General features: G+C 55.9%; 12 protein-coding genes, 1 pseudogene and 1 riboswitch. Of the genes and pseudogenes, 8 read left to right on the forward strand and 5 right to left on the reverse strand.

Annotation, left to right across the window (positions count from 1 at the left end; translation table 11 throughout):
• Window positions 1-3: 3 nt before the first annotated feature.
• Both MIH19_RS06740 and MIH19_RS06745 read right to left on the reverse strand, forming a co-directional pair.
• Window positions 4-1161 carry a TAXI family TRAP transporter solute-binding subunit gene (locus tag MIH19_RS06740; protein WP_249008135.1) on the reverse strand — a complete coding sequence of 386 codons (1158 nt, stop codon included), beginning with the start codon at window positions 1159-1161 and terminating at the stop codon, window positions 4-6.
• A 339-nt stretch (window positions 1162-1500) separates the two neighbouring features.
• On the reverse strand, window positions 1501-2352 hold the full coding sequence (locus MIH19_RS06745; protein ID WP_249008136.1) for a helix-turn-helix domain-containing protein: 852 nt from the start codon (window positions 2350-2352) through the stop codon (window positions 1501-1503).
• 420 nt (window positions 2353-2772) lie between these two features.
• Between MIH19_RS06745 and MIH19_RS06750 the strand changes: the two genes are divergently transcribed.
• From MIH19_RS06750 to MIH19_RS06770, 5 genes are all read left to right on the forward strand, one after another.
• Entirely contained in the window at window positions 2773-3381 is a 609-nt protein-coding gene (locus tag MIH19_RS06750) for a Crp/Fnr family transcriptional regulator (RefSeq protein ID WP_249008137.1), read from the forward strand.
• Window positions 3382-3406: 25 nt separating this feature from the next.
• Complete coding sequence (locus MIH19_RS06755; RefSeq protein ID WP_249008138.1) at window positions 3407-6253, forward strand: YdbH domain-containing protein; 2847 nt, start codon at window positions 3407-3409, stop codon at window positions 6251-6253.
• 24 nt (window positions 6254-6277) lie between these two features.
• Window positions 6278-6493: a YnbE family lipoprotein gene (locus MIH19_RS06760; protein WP_249008139.1), complete on the forward strand. Its 216-nt coding sequence runs from the start codon at window positions 6278-6280 to the stop codon at window positions 6491-6493.
• Between the two features lie 113 nt (window positions 6494-6606).
• Window positions 6607-6951: a YdbL family protein gene (locus MIH19_RS06765; RefSeq protein WP_249008140.1), complete on the forward strand. Its 345-nt coding sequence runs from the start codon at window positions 6607-6609 to the stop codon at window positions 6949-6951.
• Between the two features lie 96 nt (window positions 6952-7047).
• On the forward strand, window positions 7048-8277 hold the full coding sequence (locus MIH19_RS06770) for a DUF5610 domain-containing protein (protein ID WP_249008141.1): 1230 nt from the start codon (window positions 7048-7050) through the stop codon (window positions 8275-8277).
• 2 nt (window positions 8278-8279) lie between these two features.
• On the opposite strand, the gene MIH19_RS06775 is transcribed toward MIH19_RS06770, so the two are convergent.
• Window positions 8280-8984: a dienelactone hydrolase family protein gene (locus MIH19_RS06775; RefSeq protein ID WP_249008142.1), complete on the reverse strand. Its 705-nt coding sequence runs from the start codon at window positions 8982-8984 to the stop codon at window positions 8280-8282.
• 194 nt (window positions 8985-9178) lie between these two features.
• On the opposite strand from MIH19_RS06775, the gene MIH19_RS06780 reads away from it, so the two are divergent.
• The 3 genes from MIH19_RS06780 to MIH19_RS06790 are packed head-to-tail and all read left to right on the forward strand — an operon-like array spanning window position 9179 to window position 16684.
• A complete protein-coding gene (locus MIH19_RS06780) occupies window positions 9179-14038 on the forward strand; it encodes an MG2 domain-containing protein (protein WP_249008143.1) in 4860 nt (1619 codons plus the stop codon).
• A complete protein-coding gene (locus tag MIH19_RS06785) occupies window positions 14022-16031 on the forward strand; it encodes a transglycosylase domain-containing protein (protein WP_249008144.1) in 2010 nt (669 codons plus the stop codon). Before MIH19_RS06780 ends, MIH19_RS06785 begins: the two co-directional genes overlap by 17 nt.
• Before the next feature lie 59 nt (window positions 16032-16090).
• Window positions 16091-16684, forward strand: a complete 594-nt coding sequence (locus MIH19_RS06790; protein ID WP_249008145.1) for a YceI family protein — start codon at window positions 16091-16093, stop codon at window positions 16682-16684.
• Window positions 16685-17158: 474 nt separating this feature from the next.
• On the opposite strand, the pseudogene MIH19_RS06795 reads toward MIH19_RS06790, so the two are convergent.
• A pseudogene (locus tag MIH19_RS06795) lies at window positions 17159-17602 on the reverse strand (GTP-binding protein); the annotation flags it as partial.
• 257 nt (window positions 17603-17859) lie between these two features.
• On the reverse strand, window positions 17860-19086 hold the full coding sequence (locus MIH19_RS06800; protein WP_249008146.1) for a D-amino acid dehydrogenase: 1227 nt from the start codon (window positions 19084-19086) through the stop codon (window positions 17860-17862).
• A gap of 163 nt (window positions 19087-19249) precedes the next feature.
• A riboswitch (glycine riboswitch) is annotated at window positions 19250-19349 on the reverse strand.
• Window position 19350 lies beyond the last annotated feature (1 nt).

Raw genomic sequence — 19350 nt, forward strand, 5'->3', positions numbered from 1 at the left:
AAATCACAGGGAACTCAACGTGTCCATACGATGCTTTTCCCAGATAACCGCGAACTCTTCGTCGCTTTTGCCTTCCGCTTCGGCCAAGGCCTTCGGCCAAGCATCCCGCAGTGCGTTCAAGCGTTCGGTACGCTGATCGTTCCAGGCCTGGTGCTCCTCGGTCCAGATACCTTTTTCTTTCAGGTAACGGATGGCGCCGGCGTGGAAAGGTACATCGATAGCCGGGGTGCCAGCTTCGGACAGGCGCCAGCGGGGCATAACCGCAGTGGCGTCCTTATACATGTCGTAGGTCTCATCCAGTGCCTTGATGAAGGTATAGACAAGCTCAGGATCCGTGTCCGCACGAACGGTCAGCACCGGGTAACGGTAAGCCAGGATATCCACCGGGTTTTCTTCGCTGATGCCCGCACCAATTGTCTCCGTGTAGGGCTGGAAGAACGGTGCTACTGCTTTCAGGCGCGCCCAGCCTTCCTTGTCTTCAGCTGGCACTTCCAGCCAACGAATGCCACGGGGCGATTCGGCCAGTTCGTAGACATGACTCGGCGTGGTGGTGGTGCAGGAAGCATCCGCTTCATTGCGGGCCAGTGCGCTCATGGTGTTGCCGTAAGTGGGAAACATGATGGCTTCCACGTCGTCCCGGGTCAGACCGGCAAAGGCTAGGAATGCATCGCACTTGACGTTGATCGACGGGTTGCCTGCAACGTAGGCAAAGCGCTTACCTTTCAAGTCTTTCAGGGTTTTAATATTGGCATCGGCGGCGGTGAAAATACCGAACGACGACGGTCGACCAGCAACAGCACGAAGATCCTGAGGGCCCCAACGGCGGGTGGAGAAGTCGTGGATACCTTCAGCCGCGAAAAACGTTTCGGTGGCCAGGAAGCTGAAGTCGGCACGTTCGCTGATCAATGGCTGCAGGCGACCAATGGCAGAACCTGATGGTTGAATGCGTATACGGGTGCCGTATTTCTTACCAAACGCATCGGCGATGGCGGAGGCTTCGGCATAACCTGCCGATCCAACGTCATATGACGACCAGGTCATGGTGTCAGGCAGCGCGGTTTCGGCGCTGACCGCGGTCGCGCCGAGGGTCATCATGGTGGTGAACACAGTCGCGGCGGTTGCGGTTAGCAACGGGCGGCGCAGAGCAAGGGAATGAATCATTGAGGGTTCCTTACATTATTGTTTTATGGCCGTGAACTCTTTCTGCCAGCCCGACATTGGATGCAACGCCACAGCGAAAAAACGGTGAGGCAGGCAGTGCAGAGCAGAAAATAGACTGTAGCACTAACTCTAGTCAATAATTTTCTTAAATTGATGAATTAATTTATCGCATATTGAGAAAATTTATTGTAAAAAATAAGTAAAATTACGCACAATTATTTAAGTAATTCTATTTTATTCATAGAAAACAATATTTTAAATTATACAGCAGTATAATAGTTGGTAAAATAAAAAACTACGAAACGGATTTTAAGTTTGCACAGCGGAATATAGGGCTTACTAAAACGAATGGTGGGAACTGTTCCCAACACCGCTTCCTTTCAAAGTTCGATGATCCGCCGTCTGCGAGATCCACTGACGAATCTCATCTCGAATGACGTCGATAACGAGTTGCCGGCGCTCGGCGTGCATACGAGACACCACGGACGCAACACTGATAGCGACACGATGCTCGCTATCCGGAACTCTGAAAGCCACCCCAAGCGCCGCGACTTCCGGCACGATACGTCCGCTGTTGAACGCAAAGCCCAATCGGCGGCACTCGCTCAAGCCTTGCCCTACCTCGGCTGAGTTAATACCGGAGTAGTGCTCATAGCGTTCCTGGTTCTTTATCACCATCTGGTTACCTTCTTTCAGAGGCAAAGCGGCCAGCAACGCCATTGCGCCCGCACCTACGCCAAGAGGTCTGCGCGAGCCTGCCACGAGGGTATTGGCACTGATGGGATACGTGCCTTCGACCAGGTCGATGCACACGGAATCGCGGTTGGCGTGTATGGAAAGGTAGGTGGATTCTTCGGTGCGCCGCGCAATACTGGCCAGCAAGGGTCGCAGGTGGTGACGTAACTTTAGGTCCGGTGCCACCGCTTGTGCGGACTCGGCAATTTGCAACAGCTCAAAGCCGACATGATAGGTTTTGGCGTAAGGGTCAAAAGTGAGTAACCCTTCATGGGCTAGCGCCGTCAGCAGGCGATGTGCTGTGGCCGTGTTCATTCCCACTTCCCGGGCAATGCGGGACAAGGTGCCTCCGGTCGGGAAGATTTTCGCCACTGTGCGCAAAAGCAGGGAGGCTTTCGCCAAGGTTGTGCTGGAAGTGAAGGGTCGGGCTTTCGTTTGATTGTTGTCGTTGGTCATGGTCAATCGGGCTAGTAGAGTGATTGGTTTTAGTGGACGGATATTCGCCCACAACCCACTTTTACCACATGTTGACAAGATTATCTCAGCTAACGAGATAGCGTCGGAATAACTGGGGAATTTGACATAAACAGGCGAAAAAACTAAAGCAGGGGTAGGAAAAGAAGACAAAGTGGTTAAAAACGACGACATTAAACCTTGAGTGATTTCCGCAGACAGCACCTAATCGCCTTCAGCGCGGCGTCTTTTTAAGTGATCCGGGTGAAGCATTGCTTGTCCGATGCGGGTTATTGTAAGGAAGATGGTTTTCAGGCGCGGAAAAGGCCATGTTCGGCAATACAGATCGATGCTCAAAACGCTTCTACCGAGCTGTCTTTTAGGCCCGCATTACGAGGGACGCCCAAAACCCAGGACGGATTTATGTCGCAACACAGTATTCTGCATACTTTAGCGCCCCCGCTACGGCAGCAGTTTGTAGAGCAGACCCAAGTGATGACATTTCCGGCTGGCCAGGTTCTGTTCAATCCCGGCGAGCGCTGCCATGGCTTGCCACTGGTGCTCAGTGGCGTGGTGAAAGTGCAGATGACCGGCGCTTCCGGCAACAGCATTGTACTTTACCGCATGGGCGCGAACGATATCTGCACCCTGTCTATTGGCTGTCTAATGACCGGATTTGGCTACCGTGCAGAAGCCAGTGTAGAAGACGAAGCCGAGGTGATTATGGTGTCGCGGGCGTTGTTTGACTGTTTAATGGAGCAGTCTGACGGTTTTCGCCAGGGTATTATGGAATCTTACGGTCGCCGCCTGGACGACCTGATGCTCTTGGTCGAAGAGGTGGCTTTTCGCCGTATGGACGAACGCCTGAACGAGTGGCTGCAAGCGCGGGCTGAACGCAGCCCGCTGTTGATAACCCATCAGGATCTGGCCATTGAACTGGGCACCGCGCGGGAGGTAGTCAGCCGCCTGTTAAAAGAGCTCGAGCGTAAAAAGCGGGTGCGCCTGGCGCGGGGTCGCATCGATATATTGTGATGGACAAACGAGGGAAGGGCTCCGCATGAACGCTGGGCGCAAACACAAAACCCGTTCGCGGGCGATTATTCTGCTATTGATTGTTTTACTGGCTTTGTTGGCAGGTGCTTTTTGGGTGAAGCACCGCTGGGAAGCGATGCTGGCACAGAACAACATTGAGTATGTTCAGTGGCAGGGTACCCGGTTGGGCTTGCACAGCGTGTCGGTCGCCGAACTGAAGGCTATTCAGTTGGGTCCTGAGCGCCGTCTTACAATAAACGCTCGAGATATCACTCTGGGCTGGCACTGGGGAGGCGGCAGTAAGTGGCAGTGGCAAAACTGGTTGCCGCAGTTGAATACTGTGAACGCGCAGCAACTGGAGCTCGAGATTATGGCCATCGAGCCTGAGTCAGCGGTTGATGCGCCTTCTGCCATACCCGCTTTTTCCATATTTGAACAAATGCCGCCGCAGCTGCCTCTTCTAAACTCGTGGCTGCCCTCACGCGTTCGTGTCCAGCGATTTCATGCCATTCTTCCTTGTGCCAGCGGTCGCTGCTCGCTGCAAGGTGCTTTGGATATTCAACACAGCGCGCAAGAAACAGACAATGGTTTACCTATAAACGCGAGCTTGTCGCTAGAGCACCAAGGGCATCGGGTCGATTTTGTTGCAGAATTCGCCTCTATAAAAGAACTCTCCCCGATGAAAGGGCCTGCGTCCGTTAAAGAAGGTGCTTCGATTGAAGGAAGTGTTTTGAGCGGCGGGGATAACCCTGCTCCCGGTGAGCAGGGATTGCAGATGTCGGCAACTGTCGATATCGACAATATGCGCAACCTGACCCTGGAAACCCGCTACCGCCCGCTTGAGTCGAACACAGAAGTACACTGGCAAGGGTCGCTCGCTGTGCCGGAGCTGCCCAACGCGGAGTGGCTGATTGCCTGGGTGCAGAGCTGGACTCCGCTGCCCCAGGAGGCGAGTTTTGCCCAGCCAGAGCAGGGCTCGGTGAGCGTCCGTTGGGATTTGCAGGGGCCACGCCAGAGCTTTTTCGCGAAGGCGACAGGCACGGTCAATGCCGAAGCCCGGGTGCCGCAGCCCTGGCCGGTGCCGGGCCTGGGCAGTATAAAGGGTGATTTGGCTCTGGCGTTGGCGCTTAACCAAGGCAACTGGCAACCACAAACCCTAAGCGCAGACCTGGCACTAACGCAGCCAGCGCATTGGGCCGCGACATTGCCTGTGCAGTTGCGTCCGCAACAGCTAGAGCTGTCTGTACGCCCGGCCTCTGCTTTACCTGGAACGGCATCTGCGCTGCCTGGTGCAAACAAAACGGGTGCGAACAAAAACGCAACGAATGCGACCCTTCCTTTGCAGGTCGCTCTGCGCAGCCACGGCGCGGCCGACATTAACGTTGATGCCCACTTGGCGATTTCTACTTCGGCACCCTGGCAGGTGCAGCTGGCCCAAACCCGGCTTACAGCAGACTTGGCCCGGTTGGATGTTGGCCAGTGGCGTATTGATAAGCCCGAACTGGATCTGTTGATGAGCGGTGAACTGACATCGACAGAGGCGAATCTGACCTTCGCCCAATCGTCCCGGGTTTCCGCCGCTCAGATTAAATCCTTGGGCGGCGATGATGCCGAGGCGCTGGAGCTACAAAATCCGCAATTGGCACTGGCCGGCAACAACCTGACGGCAGGCTTCAAAACGGCCCCGGCGACGTTGGAGAACCTGACATTCAGCGGGCCGTTGGACATAAGCGCCAAGCAGATAAAATATCCTCAGTTGCTAACGCAACGCTGGCAATTTAACGGCAAAACGACAGCCGATATGAACGGTCTTCAATTGTCGGGAATAGCCAAAGCGAACAGCGGTACCTCCGCCAATATCAATCTTAAAGTTCCTTATGGCAACGCGGCCGCACCGGTCATTGTTGTCAACGCGCAAATGCGGGTGAGCGGCAAGCGGGAAATTGACGGCCTGGGGCGGGTGCTTGTGGCTTGGCCGGAACTGCTTGACGCCAGCGGCGGCACTATAAGTGCCAACGTGAACGCACAGCTGCTGCCGGGTCAACCGTTGGTTGTCGATGGCAAACTGGTGTTTCTGGACGTCGGTGGTACCTGGGATCGCACCGCATGGCGCAACATGAACGGCACCGTTGAAGCCACGTTGAAGTCTGACCAATTTCAGGTGTCGACATCGCAGCTGACCTTGGACGAGGTCAATCCCGGCATTCCATTAGGGCCTATCGTCCTGGCCGGGGATTACCGTGCGCCAGCACAACGGCCAATGGCGGGGCAGCTGACCTTAACCCAGGCCAACGCAGGCGCCTTGGGTGGGGCGTTGAACATCGCGTCGGGCAGTTGGGATATTTCCTCAGCTCCGTTCACCGTGCCGCTGGAATTGGACCGCTTAAATCTGGCGCAGTTGTTACGGGTGTACCCGGCAGAAGGCCTGGCCGGCACCGGGATACTCAGCGGTACCATTCCGCTGCTGATAGACCCAGCCACGGGTGTGCGGGTGAAACGTGGCCGCTTGGGTGCGCTGGAGCCAGGTGGCCAGCTGCAATTGAGTGCGGAACGGCTGCGCGCCCTGGGGCAAAAAAACGAAACCATGGAATTAGTGTCAAAAGCCTTGGAAAACTTTCGTTATTCGGCTCTCAGCAGCGATATTGATTACGACGAAAACGGCACTTTGATGCTGGGGCTGCATTTGCAAGGCAACAGCCCGGAGGTGGGTGATGGTCGTGCTGTGGTGTTGAATATTAATCTTGAAGAAAATATTCCCGCCCTGCTGACCAGTTTGCAACTTAGCGGCCGGGTAACAGATGCGGTGGCCGAGCGGGTGAAAAAACTGCTTAAAAAGCGCGAGCGCGAACCCGCAGAAGATCTGATAAAGTAATTGGTAACACAGGAGCATATTATTATGACGTACGTTGGTTTGAATGTTTTTCGTCCGCTAACGGCGCTGCTTGCGGGCTTGTTGCTGGCCACCGTGGTGTCTGGTTGCACACCCACGGTGCGGGTGCAGGCACCTAAAGAGCCGATTACGGTCAACCTGAACGTGAAAATTCAGCACGAAATATACGTGAAGGTCGATAAGGATGTGGACGAGCTGTTCAGTGAAAAAGGCCTGTTCTGAGTTCGCAATCCTGTGACAAACCCCCGACGATAATGGGCGCACGTACCAAATAATCGAGAATGTGCGTACCTGATAATAAAGAGTGTACGCACTTGATAATCAAGGAGTTGAATATGACTATTTACCAGCGCGTCGCTGCCTTGCTGCTAACGCTGAGCCTGAGCATTCCGGCGTTTGCCATGAGCCTTGACGAAGCCAAAAATGCTCTGGATTCTGCAAAAAGCCAGGGTTTGGTAGGTGAAACGCCGTCGGGTTACCTGGCTCCTGTGACGTCTGACGCCCGCGCCCGCGATATTGCACAGGCCATCAATGACGCCCGCCGCGATGCGTACGCAGGCATTGCCCAGAAGAACGGCATTGCAGTATCAAAAGTGGAAGTTGTGGCTGGCCAGAAAGCGGTTGAGAAAACGCCGGCCGGGCAATACATCGAAATGGATGGCGGCTGGGTAAAAAAATAAACCGGTTAAAGTTTGAGCGCCGCGCGCCGATACCCGTTGTAACTGATTTGGCTGATTGTTAACTGCAGCCCAAACGCTTGAACGAGGTTTGTTGCCATGGTTTCTCCTTTATACGGTTCACCGTCGCCGGCATCATCACAGTCGCCGTCTCAATCACGGGTCGCCAACGAGTCGCAGGCGCAACGCATTGACCTGCCCGGTCAGGCCGGTGATGGAGCCAAATCCACAGAGTCTGCTGGCAAGCCCCAGCGCCAGGTTATTCGCACGCCAGAAGATGCCATCAATGTGTTGCGCTCGCGCTTGCAGCAGCAGATGGAGCAAAGCCTGGGCAAGCTTGAAGGGCCGGGCGCCGCCGCGGTACGCAGTTTTGGCGGAGGTTTTCAGCCGCCGTCTGCCGCCGACGTGGCGGGCACGATGCTGGGCTTTATTCAGCTGCGGCTAGAGCAGGAAGCGGCTGCCGGAGCCGATCCGGAACGCCTGGCTAATCTGATGGAACAGGCCCGTTCTGGTATCGAAAAAGGCTACGGCGAAGCCCGTGAGCAAATTGAAGCCTTGGGGTTGATGAATCCTAAGCTGGCCAGCGAGATTGATGACGGCTTCAACCGCATTCAGAACGGCCTGGACAAACTCGCAGAGCGCTTTTTGGGCCAGCCGGCGGTCGCCGATGGCGGGGCACCCGTTAGCAGAAGCGGTATGCAGGTTGAATCTGCTTCCCGCGGCGCTTTTCGCTTTGACGTAACCACCGCCGATGGCGACAAAGTGTCTATTCTGATGGAAGAGAGCCGTTATTCCGCAGTTCAAAGCCGTTCAGAATCCAGCGCAAGCGGAGAATCGCGTTCACTGGCCGCGGTTAGTGCGTCTGCCGGGCGCTATTCTTTCAGTGTGGAAGGTGACCTGGACAGCGGCGAACGCGAAGCCATTGCCGGCCTGCTGGAACAGGCGCAGGGCGTTGCCGGGCAGTTTTTCCGCGGCGATGTTCAGGGCGCGTTTGAATCCGCGCGGGGCTTGAACCTGGGCGGCGAAGAACTGGCCAGCTTCAGCTTGAATCTGTCTTCCAGTCGCACGGTATCAACCACGGCCTATGAGTCCACCTCTGGCCAGCCGTCACTGGCCAGCCAGCTGAGGCCGTTGGCCGGGTTGGCTCAGGATGTTCGCGAGCTGGGGCAGGGTGGCATTGACAAGGGCTTTGATACCACCACGCTAAATGATCTGGTGCAAAGAATGCTGGACGACCAGCAAGAGGCGATTAGCGAAAGCGTGAACAGCAACCGCCCGATGATGGACGAATTCATTGGCGCCATCCTCAACGGTTTGCAGCCAGGCTAGTCTCAGCCCGCCAGGTGCTGAGCCAGAAACATCAACGTGCGGCCGTGGGCCAACGCCGCCGCACGTTGATTGTAAGCCGGTCGCCCCCAGCAGTTGAAGCCGTGATCCACTCCTTCGTAGTTGTGAATGCTGGCATGTTGCTGGCCGTCAAAAGCCTTGCGTACCTGATCAACGGCGCTGGCCGGTATTAGTCCATCCAGTCCAGCATAATGAAACAATATGGGTTGGCTTATCTGCCCGGCCAAGTCCAGGTTGTTGTGAATGCCTCCGCCGTAATAGCTGACGGCTGCATCGGGCTTGCCGCTGGCGGCCGCCCGATAGGCCAGCTGCCCGCCCATGCAGTAACCTAGCACGCCTACCTTGCCAGACACCTGCGGTAATTCACGCAGATATTCAACGGCTGTCACAACGTCTTCTGCCGCCTGGGTGAAGTCTGTGCCGTTCATCAAAGCAAACGCTTCGGCGGTGCCTGCTTCGGTATAGTCCAGATTGGTTCGGGTTTGCTGGCGCCAAAACACATCCGGTGCCAACACCACAAAGCCGTCCAGGGCATATTGCTCGGCAACGGCACGGATGTGATCGTTTACTCCCCAGATTTCCTGAATTAGCACCAGGCCAGGGCCTGTTCCGGCCGGTGGCAATGCCAGGTAGCCGGAAAATGTGTCTTTATCAGCAGATGAAATTGTAATCCATTTTTCTGATGTCATTTTGATGCCCTTCAATAGATGTCCGTTAAAATTAAGCGCTTGTAAACAGATGCCTGTGAACAAATGCCTTTGAAATATGGCGAAATGTGGCGTTTGAGTGAATTATTCTGCGAATACGTTGGTCACCATGGCTAGCTTCGGAGTGTTCGTCCATCATTGCAGGTATTAGTCCTCTGATGGAACAGGATCTTGCTATGCGTTATTTATGGTTTGTGGTTCTGCTTTGCCTGTGTTCGGCCGCGTCTTTGTCAGCCCAAGACCAGCAAGCCCCTTGCTCTGATTCAGGCTGTGAAGACACAACGCAGTTTTCGTCCGCCCAAAAAAAGCTGGCAGGCAAGCCGATGGTGGATGAGTACGCCCAGGCCCGTGGCCGCGCCGAAATACGCTTTCCACTGCTGACTCAACCCGATTTGAGCGCAGACCTGCGGCCCTATATTCAGGTAGAAGATGCCCAAAGTGGCTCTTCTGTGCCTTTCGGCGTGCTCACCCGCGAAAAGCAGCTGCTGATCACCGGGCTTGAGCCCGTTACGGCCTACACGATCAGGTTCCGCAAAGGGCTGCCACTCAGCACGGGCTCGCTGGCACAGGCGCAGACCTTTGAAGTAACCACGCCCACGCTGAGAAATAGCATAACCATTACCAATGGCAGCGGAGTGGTGTTAGTACCTGCCGGCCGTGCGCCGTCTTTGCAGGTGCAGGCGGTAGGCCACCAGCGGGTTCAGGTTACCGTGCAGGCCCTTTTGCCAGCGGTTGCCCGTCGGTTGCTGGAATCGGAGCAGCTTAGCGGAAAAGGGTATTTCGACAATAACGAAAGCAAGCTGTTGCACCAGGAAGTGATTATGCTGCAACCGAATCTTTATGGCGAAGCCAGCCTGAATATTGATTTGAGTAAAGCGGACCTGCCCGCTGGTGCTGCGTATTTGGCCCGAGTGTCACCCTGCAGCGATGCAGACTGTGAGTTCACTCTTTATCGCCGCTACGACGATCAGCAAGTGGTGGTATTGCATTCCCGCTATGCGCTTTCTGCGCTGGTGGCCGATAGCGAAACCCTGGTGTCGATGCGGGATTTCGACAGCGGCGAACTGATTGCCCGCGGCAGCATAGAGCTGCTGGCTAAAAACTCCGAACCCCTGGGCAGCTTCGCGATTCGAGCGGACGGCTATGCCCGCATTCCCAACGCGCTGATGCGCGGGCAGAACGGCTCGGCGCCCGCCTTGTTGATCAATGAAAACAATCGCGCGCTGAGCTATCTGTCCCTCAATGAATCGCCGTTGTCGCTTGCGCAATTGCCGGTGGACGGCGCTGATACGGCGGTGTTGGGCGATGGCTATTTGCGCACCGAGCGCGGCGTGTATCGCGGTGGTGAAAGCGTGTATTTCAGCGCCATCGCCCGTGCGAATGATCTGGCGCCCATGGCCGGTCAGAATTTCACCCTCAAAATCATCCGCCCGGACTCCAAAGTGTTGATCAGCCAGCCTGTTACCAGCGACAAGAACGGGCTGCTCAGCACCAAAATAACGCTGGGTGCCACGGCCTATAAGGGTCGATACCGCACGCAATTGCTGTTGGGTGATACTCAATTGGCCAGCACCCACTTTCAAGTGGAAGATTTTGTACCGGAAACCATGGAAGTGAACATCACCGGGTTACCGGCGTTCGCGGCTATTGATCAATCGCTGGCCTTTTCAACCGAAAGCCTGTTCCTGTTTGGTGCGCCAGGTGCCGATAGGCCCATTTCTGCCCAGCTACGAGCCAACCCTACGCGCCACCCCTTCGACGCATTCGACGGCTTTGAATTTGGTGGGCTAGACGAGAACCATCAGCAGCAAGCTCTGCTGGACTCGCAAACCCTGCAAACCTCGGAGGCAGGCCTGGCGGATTTCGAATTCAGCGCTAGTGCGTTTGAATCCATCGCCGATAGCGAACTGCCCCAGCGTGTAACGGTCGCCGTGGAGCTGGAAGAAGTATCCGGTCGAGTAACCCGCCAAAACGAATCGGTGTTTGTGGCCACCCAACCCAGCTGGATAGGTGTAAAACCCGCTGACGCCCAGAGCGGGTATGGCAGCGGCAGTACACCCGAATTTTTGCTAACCAGCGTGGATGCTCGCAGCGGCCAGGCTAACTCGGAAACCGTACGCTGGCGGCTGATTGAGGAAGAGTGGGACTATTACTGGACTCGCAGCGGCGAAGGCTGGGATTACCGCATCGAATATTACGAACAGGGCGTTCGCGCCAGCGGCACGGTTGAGGTGAACGTAGCCAGCAACCTTGGCCAGGCGACTCTAACCTTGCCGGCCTTGAGTAACGGCCGTTACAAACTGGAGCTGTTACCGGAAACCGGCCAACCCACCCAGACTCGCCTGCAAGTAGGCTGGTGGAGCACCTCTGGCGCCAGCGCAGCGGTGCCCGACGTACTGGACGTTGCGGTGTCTGATCCAAAACCTAACGCCGGCGATACGGTGACCGTGTCTATAGACGCACCGTTTAACGGCACCGCAGAAATCATGCTGGTGACCGATAGCGTTCTCAGCGTTCATCAGGTTGTACTGGCCGATCGCAAAGCCAGCGTGGACGTAAAAGCTCCGGCCGGTGCCAGTCAGGCCTATGTGTTGGTGAAAGCCTATCGCCAGGCGCCTGCAGGCTCGGCGGGCGCTGCCCGTGCGGTCGGCGTGGCCCATCTGTCCATCGAGCCTGCGCGTTTTCGCCGCCAGGCGTCTATGGATTTACCCGAATTTGTACGCCCTAACCAGACCGTAAGCTTGACGGTGAATGTGCCGGATGCAGCCGATGGCGCCAGCCTGGTTGTTTCAGCGGTGGATATTGGCATTCTGAATTTGACCAATCACCCCCAGGCCGCTGCGTTTGACTGGTTCACCCGCAAGCGCGCATTCAGTGCAGATCTGTTCGACCCTTATGGATTGGTGTCGCGTCTGAGTGATGACATTGGCGGCACCAATCTGGTGGTGGGGGGCGACGAAGCCGCCGCTGAGCAGCCCAGTCGCAAAACCTTTTTCGAGACCATTGCCCTGCAAACCGATGTGGTGAAAGTGAGGAATGGCAAAGCCGAGATTGTGCTTGAGATTGGCCAGATTAACGGCCGCCTGCGCTTGGACGTGACCGGTTCGGATAGCCGGAGATCCATACAGTTCAGCGATGAACTGATTGTGCGCGAGCGGGTAGCGGTGAATTCATCGGTGCCGCGCACCGTTACTCGTGGTGATCGTTTTCAAGCCGGAGCCGCGCTGACGCTGACCGAAGGCGAGGCGCAAACAGCGGTTTTAGAATGGTCGGTGACGGGTCCGTTCGAATTAGACCAATCCCGCACACGCGTGGAGTGGAGTGCCTCCGGCCAGACCCGTGAAGTATCCGTACCGGTAAAGGTAACCGCCAACGGGCAGGGCAGTATTGGCCTGCGCGTTACATTGGCAGACGGCCACGAACAAACCTACCAGTGGCCACTGCTGGCGCGCCCTGGCGGCTCGTTGATTACCCTGACCGAAACCCGGGAAGTAGCGCCTGGCGCCACAACCGAGGCACCACTGGATTTGTTGACAGCGCTCGATGACGGCCGCGCCAGCCTGTCAGTCAGCCGCTTTCCGTTGCCGGACCGCACGTCTCTGGCTGCGGGTTTGTCCCGCTACCCTTACGGCTGCCTGGAACAAACGGTGTCCCGGGCCTTTCCACTGATTGTGATGGCTCAGACCTTGGCCGAGCGCGGCAATTTCACCGAAGCGCGGCAGCGCCTGGGCAAAAGCTACCGACGCATAGCCGATCTGCAACGCTCCTCTGGCATGTTCAGTATGTGGAGTGACGGTGGTGAATCGGAAGAATGGCTCAGCTTGTACGCCTATGAATTTCTGCTGCATCCGTTGCCCGAAGGCGTATTTGAGGCCGACGAAGCCCGAAGTCTTGATCGCCTGCGCCAGCAAATGCTGATGGATATGGCGCCCAATTTGCCGCGGTTGATGCGCTCCAACAACACCGAGGTAAAGATTTATGCGCTGCTGCTAGGCGCTCGCCAAGGCAACGCGGATGTGGGCGAAATGCGATATTTGCTGAGCCAGACTGAAGGGCTGACTATGACCAGCGCGTCCCAGCTGGCCATGGCGTTTAGCCTGCTGGGCGACAAACCCAGGGCCGAGCAGGCTTTCGCTATTGCCGCTCGGGTGGATAGCGAAAGCTACCGTTATTCCACCTACGCCACGCCGGTTCGCCACCGAGCAGCACTGGCCCGTTACAGCGCCGACGCTGAATCAGACAAGGCGGAAAGCGCGCTGGCTGCTATGACAACAGCGGTTAACAGTGACCCGTGGTTGAACACTCAGGAAAAAGCCTGGGCTTACCTGGCCACAGAAGCTGCTTACATCAGTGCAACACCAAAAGACGGCGCCTGGTCGCTGAACCGCTCGGTAAATGAGTTGGATCTGAGCGAAGCGAACAAAGGGCTTACGCTGACCAATCATTCCGACGAAGTACTGCACCTGACCCTGGTGGCAACGGGCAATCGCGCGGCTAAAAACCTGCCATCATCCATTGCGAAACTGCTGCAGGGTGACACCGAAGGCAAACCCGCCGATGTCAGCCTGACTCAAGGGTTCGCCATAGTTGGTACTGATATGAGCGCCCGTGAGGCTAGCCTTAAAGACGGCGTTATTGAACTGCAACAGGGTGAGCTTCTGGTGAGCACCGTGGCCGGAAAAATAATCCGTGAGCGGGCGGATGGTGAATGGCTGATTGAGCAAAAAGCCGCTGGCGGGCTTGAGATCGAGAATCCAAATCTTGGCGGCATAAGCGTAGAAACCTTATTCGAACTGCTGGGTCTTTCCTGGCAGCCAAAAGATAGCGCGCACTCGCTCTACCTGGACGACCGCTTTACCCAAGTGATTACGCCGCGTTATCGGTTTGGCAACAACGACCGCTTGGAATCCGTGTCGGTGTGGCGCGCCGTTACGCCCGGAAACTACCGTATGCCGGCGGCCTACATGGAAAATATGCTGAACCCATCGTTGAATGCCTCCACCGAGGGTGTTCGCATTCATGTTACGGCGAACTAGTTTTGACCGCACTCTAAAAAGCCGCTGGTTAAACCTGTTCGCCGCGACATTCATTGTTGCGGGTTTGCTGGCTCAGCCGCTGGTGCAGTGGGCAGCGTTGCCTATGGAGCGTCTGGACCAACAAAGCCTGGTGCTGGCGGACAATCAGGGCGAATGGTTGCACGTGCGTTTGCTGGGCAACAGTTACCGGTTGCAACCGCAAGGGGAGGTCAGCCAGACGTATATCAATCTACTGCTGGCCTACGAAGACCGGCGCTTTTACCAGCATCCGGGTGTAGACCCGCTGGCCATTGTGCGGGCGACCATCAACAACGTGAGACACGGAAGAGTGGTATCGGGTGCGTCGACCATTTCGATGCAGGTTAGCCGTCTATTGCGGCCTCATCGGCGTACGCTGGCGGGCAAAGTGCGCCAGGCAATGGGTGCGCTGTGGCTGGAAGCTCATTATTCAAAGCAGGAAATTCTTGACGCCTACCTCACGCTGGCCCCTTTCGGTGCAAACGTGGAAGGCATCGAAATGGCCAGCCGCTATTGGTTCGACAAATCGCCGGTGGCACTGACCCACGCCGAAGCCGCGTTGCTGGTAGCGCTGCCCCAGCGCCCGGCGAAACATCGGCCAGATCGCTTCCCAAAAATAGCCCGTGCGGCTCGGGACCGAGTGCTGCGAAAAGGCTTTGAAAGCGGCCTGTTAACCCTTGCCGAATACACCAACGCCACATTAAGCCCGCTGCCGGGCAATTCCGTGAGTTTCGCCCAGTTAGACCACCACTTGGCAGACCGGGCCATGGCGAAGGGCTTGTCTGGCTTGAATGCCACAACCTTGAACCGCACCACCCAGCGTAACCTGAGCGCCATGAGCGCGAACTGGGCTTTGCCCTCTGGCGTCAATGTGTCAGCGCTGGTGTTGGATACCAACGGCGCAATGGTCGCGCACCTAGGTTCGCAGGACTATTTCAACGCCCGAGCCAGCGGCGCCGTCGACTTCAGCGTGCAAGCGCGTTCGCCAGGGTCGGCCCTGAAACCGCTGATTTACGCCTACGCCGAAACCGCTGGTGTACTGCGATTCGAAGAGGTTTACACCGACCAGCACACCGATTTTGGCGGCTACACACCGGACAACTTTGATCACAGCGAAAAAGGCCAGCAGACCTTTGGCGATGCGCTCACCCGTTCCCATAACCGCGCAGCGGTGGAAGCCCTGCAACGTTTGTCGCCCGCGGCCTTTGAGTCTGAACTTCGCGCCCGTGGCGCCACTCTTTACGGCGATATTGGCCTGCCCATTGCGGTTGGCGGTATTGGTCTTACCTTGCAAGATTTGGCGGGTTTGTACACCGGATTAGCCCAGGGTCAGCACAGCACAAAAGCGCACTGGCTAAAAAGCGCCGAAGCCGTAACGCGGCCAATGAATGACCGCAGTGCAGCCCGCACAACTTATCATTTGCGGCGGGTGGCGTTACCGGAAAACCGCGCGCGCACGTCTACCCTGAATAATTTTGCCCTGAAAACCGGCACAGGTCCCCGCGGTAGCGATGCCCTGTCGGTGGTGTATACCCGTGATCACGTGATTGCAGTGTGGGTTGGCAGCCCGGATAACGCCGAATTGCCCAGCCACACCGGTCTGCAAACCGCAGCGCCGATTGCGTTGGCAATACTGGATTCCCTGGGCCCTGAGCGGCCACCCTTATCACTGGCCTCTGGCCCGTCCATAAAACCCGACGCCTTGCGCCAGCAAAGCATGAAAGTGGTGTTCCCCGGCGACGGCCTGGAGCTGGCCTTTCCGCCGGGACGAGACGCCATACGCCCGCGCCTGACCGGGGCCGAATACCCGGTGAGTGTGGTGTTGAACGGTCAGCAACTGGTTACCCTGGAGTCACCACGGGATACACTGCGCTTTCCTTCCGCCGGGTTCTGGACGCTGGACATTCAGGATGCCCGCTCGCAGCACGCAAGCCTTGCGTTGCGGGTGCTTGGGCAGGATGGGAGTGGGCGGTAAATAAGCAGATTCAAAGAATCTGGACTAAAATGGCAGTAACTACCAACAAGGATGGAATCATGTTGAAAAAAAGCGCTTTACCTATTCTGTTAGCGGCCGGATTCAGTTTCATGTCGCTGAACGTGGCAGCCGATTGGACTCTCGACCCGGATCAGTCTTCACTGCATTTCGTGTCGATCAAAAACGGGACCACAGCGGAAACCCATCGCTTTGCAGAGTTGGAAGGTAAAGTGGCTGATAACGGCAAGGTGAATCTAGGCGTCCACCTGGCCAGTGTTGAAACACAGATCCCCATCCGCAACGAACGTATGCATGAAATGCTGTTTGATACTAAAAACACGCCCATGGCCAATATCACGGCCCAGGTAGATGTCGCCGGGTTTGAAAAAATGGCGGAGGGCACAATCGCCAATGAAGATGTCAAGCTGACGCTGTCTCTGCATGGCAAAACCATAGATTACGACACCCGTTTGCAGGTCGTTAAACTCGCGAATGGCGGCATTGCCGTAAGTACGAAGCAACCGTTACTCGTTAAAGCCGAAGATTTCGGTTTGGGTGATGGCGTAGAAGCACTTCGTGAAATAGCAGGCCTAACCTCTATAGCCGCTGCCGTGCCGGTAACGGCGAATTTGGTGTTTCGGGTTAATAAATAGCATCAATGTTCATGGATTAGCGGGCGAAAGAAAGTCAAAGGAGAGCAGCAATCGACGTTCGTCGGGATTCATAGAAGGCGAACGATGAACCATACCCGCGCCAAGCTTGCTGCGATTGACACTTTGATGGTGGAGCCAATCAGTGCCTGTGCCCAGATAGGTGGTAATCTCAGGCACAAGGTATTCGATCAACATGGAACCTCGGGCTCATGGCATGGGTCAGCGTCGCAATGCGAAGGCCAATCATGTTGAGTTCAAACAGGCAGCCAAACATATCAACCAAAAAGCCGATATCTTTTTGCAGGTGAGGATAGGCCGCCAGATGGAGTAGGACTTCTTCAACATTAGGCGTGTTTGCCGCGGATATTATTGTTCGATGACTGCTGATGCCTTTGCCGTCATACCTTGGCCTCCCAGATTGGAAATGGATCAGCCAGGTGTTGCCACTGAGTCGGCCCGGCCAGCAGTTCATCTCAGGATAACGTCGGCAAATTCCACTTGATCCACCAGTAAATCGGCAACGTTGCGCTCATCCTCTTCACCCAGGTGTTCACCGGTTTCCTGCAAGTATTTGGCTTCGTCATAATCCCCCAGGAAATTCAACGCATCCACAACCGTCACCATGGTGTCCAACCGCGCGACATCAGCTAGCTTGCATACCTCCACCAACAAGTCTTCACGCAAGGTGCAACAGATGCAGCCATTGCTCATTTCAATAAGCTTTTCCTCGCTGCGGTTCAATTGCCCCTCGTTTTTCACGGCACTGGCGTCAATGTTGATTTCGCTCATGTCGTTGACAATCACTGCCACCCGACGGCCCTCCCGATTATTCAGCAGGTGGCTCAAAACCGTGGTTTTGCCAGCACCAAGAAAGCCCGATAGAACGGTGACGGGCAGTTTTTTGCCAGTATTTTTCATAAATCTCCGCTGCTTCTGATAAGAATAAATAATGTTATAACATATCATAAATCAGAGACGAGAATAGGACAACTGTTGTATTGACAATACTTTTGATGGGGCATGAGGCTTCGCCTACCGAGTCGGTAGACGAATTCGCACGTCTACGTCAATTTAAAAAGTGCGTTATGTGGGCGTGACCTGGGTGAGGTGATTGTCCTGTACATCGCTTCATAGCAAGACTGAAAAACCGCCCGGGATCGAATGCTGTTTCAGTGTTACTGGTAAGCAGGCGCCGTTTCAACGGCTTCTGCCAGCATCTCGGCAGTAATGGGCGACAGCGTCCAGCCCAAGTGGCCATGTCCAGTATTGTAGAACACCGTTGGCAGGCGACCCGGGCCGACTCGCGGCATCATGGTGGGAAGCATGGGGCGCAGCCCTGCCCAGGGCACAACCCGTCGGGTACTGACCCCGGGGAAACATTGCTCCACCCAGCGGGTGAGTGGGCGAATACGGTCATCCCGGATGTTGCGATTGTAGCCGTTGAATTCCGCCGTGCCTGCAATGCGGAAACGGTCATCACCCAACCGGCTGGTGACCAGCTTGGTGGCATCGTCTAGCAAGCTGACAGTCGGCGCCGCTTGCCGGGAAGCTTCGTCGTCCAGCTCAACCGTGATGGAATAGCCTTTCACCGGATAAATGTTAACGCGGTCTCCCAGTTTCGCAGCCAGCTCCTTACTACCAACGCCTGCACAGACCACGACACCATCGAAGGTGTTACGAATTTGTTGTTCGCCATCAAAAGATGTTACCCAGGCATGGGATTGATCCGCACTCAGTTCGGTAACGGTGTGGCCGTAACACGTTTTGACGCCGCGACGCTGAATGGCCTCCGCCAGGCCGCTTGTGAATTTGTGAATATCACCGGTTGAATCGCTTTCAGTGAAAAAACCACCGTAATAAGTGCCAGCCAGAGTGGGTTCGATGGCCTTCATTTCATCGGGGGTGACCGCCCGGCGCTCCAGACCTCCTGCTGCCAGCAATTTCGACACGTTTGCTGCGTGGTCAAAGCCGGCCTTGTCGCGATAGATGTGCAGTATGCCCTGTTCCTTCAAGTCGAAATCAATACCTTCTTCTTTTGCCCATGAAAACAGATGCTCACGGGCAGCGATCGCCATGCGGGCGGTTTCGGTGGTGTTTTTTTCGTACTGGGGAATGGCCGCCATGAACTCGGCAAACCAGCTCAGTTTGTGCCAGGAAGGCTTGGGATTAACCAGCAGCGGCGCATCACTGTGGAACATCCATTTCATGCCTTTGATTATGGTTTGCCAGTTGTTCCAGACTTCGGCATTAGACGCCGACAATTGACCGCCATTCGCGAAAGACGTTTCCATAGCCGCATAACGATGCTTTTCGTAGACGGTAACGTCGAAGCCGCGCTTGGCCAGAGAGTAAGCAGTGGTGATACCGGTGATGCCACCGCCAATAACTGCAATATGCTTCATAACAATCTCCAGAGAACGCCCAGGGTTGGCTGTCTACACAAAATGGTAGAAGCACCCCTTCCGTCTCTGGACCTGAGAGATTCACGAGCCGTTTCAGTGAAACCGGCCGCTTGCTCCTTCGGTGTGCCGAGTGACGCAGTCATCAGCAGCTCTTCGGAAAGTTGTCGTGTAAACGGTCCCTTTTGCCTGAGAGTTTCCGGGGCAGTTGCTCCTTCGGCGCCGGTCACACAGCTGTGCGACACAGTCTCTCCCGCTAACACCTAT

The organism is Marinobacter sp. M1C, from assembly GCF_023314135.1.
GTDB lineage: Bacteria > Pseudomonadota > Gammaproteobacteria > Pseudomonadales > Oleiphilaceae > Marinobacter.

What these genes read in the sequence shown, in the direction of transcription:
- MIH19_RS06740 (WP_249008135.1), bottom strand. Translation starts at nt 1,161, where the DNA reads ATGATTCATTCCCTTGCTCTGCGCCGCCCGTTGCTAACCGCAACCGCC.
- MIH19_RS06745 (WP_249008136.1), bottom strand. Translation starts at nt 2,352, where the DNA reads ATGACCAACGACAACAATCAAACGAAAGCCCGACCCTTCACTTCCAGC.
- MIH19_RS06750 (WP_249008137.1), top strand. Translation starts at nt 2,773, where the DNA reads ATGTCGCAACACAGTATTCTGCATACTTTAGCGCCCCCGCTACGGCAG.
- MIH19_RS06755 (WP_249008138.1), top strand. Translation starts at nt 3,407, where the DNA reads ATGAACGCTGGGCGCAAACACAAAACCCGTTCGCGGGCGATTATTCTG.
- MIH19_RS06760 (WP_249008139.1), top strand. Translation starts at nt 6,278, where the DNA reads ATGACGTACGTTGGTTTGAATGTTTTTCGTCCGCTAACGGCGCTGCTT.
- MIH19_RS06765 (WP_249008140.1), top strand. Translation starts at nt 6,607, where the DNA reads ATGACTATTTACCAGCGCGTCGCTGCCTTGCTGCTAACGCTGAGCCTG.
- MIH19_RS06770 (WP_249008141.1), top strand. Translation starts at nt 7,048, where the DNA reads ATGGTTTCTCCTTTATACGGTTCACCGTCGCCGGCATCATCACAGTCG.
- MIH19_RS06775 (WP_249008142.1), bottom strand. Translation starts at nt 8,984, where the DNA reads ATGACATCAGAAAAATGGATTACAATTTCATCTGCTGATAAAGACACA.
- MIH19_RS06780 (WP_249008143.1), top strand. Translation starts at nt 9,179, where the DNA reads ATGCGTTATTTATGGTTTGTGGTTCTGCTTTGCCTGTGTTCGGCCGCG.
- MIH19_RS06785 (WP_249008144.1), top strand. Translation starts at nt 14,022, where the DNA reads ATGTTACGGCGAACTAGTTTTGACCGCACTCTAAAAAGCCGCTGGTTA.
- MIH19_RS06790 (WP_249008145.1), top strand. Translation starts at nt 16,091, where the DNA reads ATGTTGAAAAAAAGCGCTTTACCTATTCTGTTAGCGGCCGGATTCAGT.
- MIH19_RS06800 (WP_249008146.1), bottom strand. Translation starts at nt 19,086, where the DNA reads ATGAAGCATATTGCAGTTATTGGCGGTGGCATCACCGGTATCACCACT.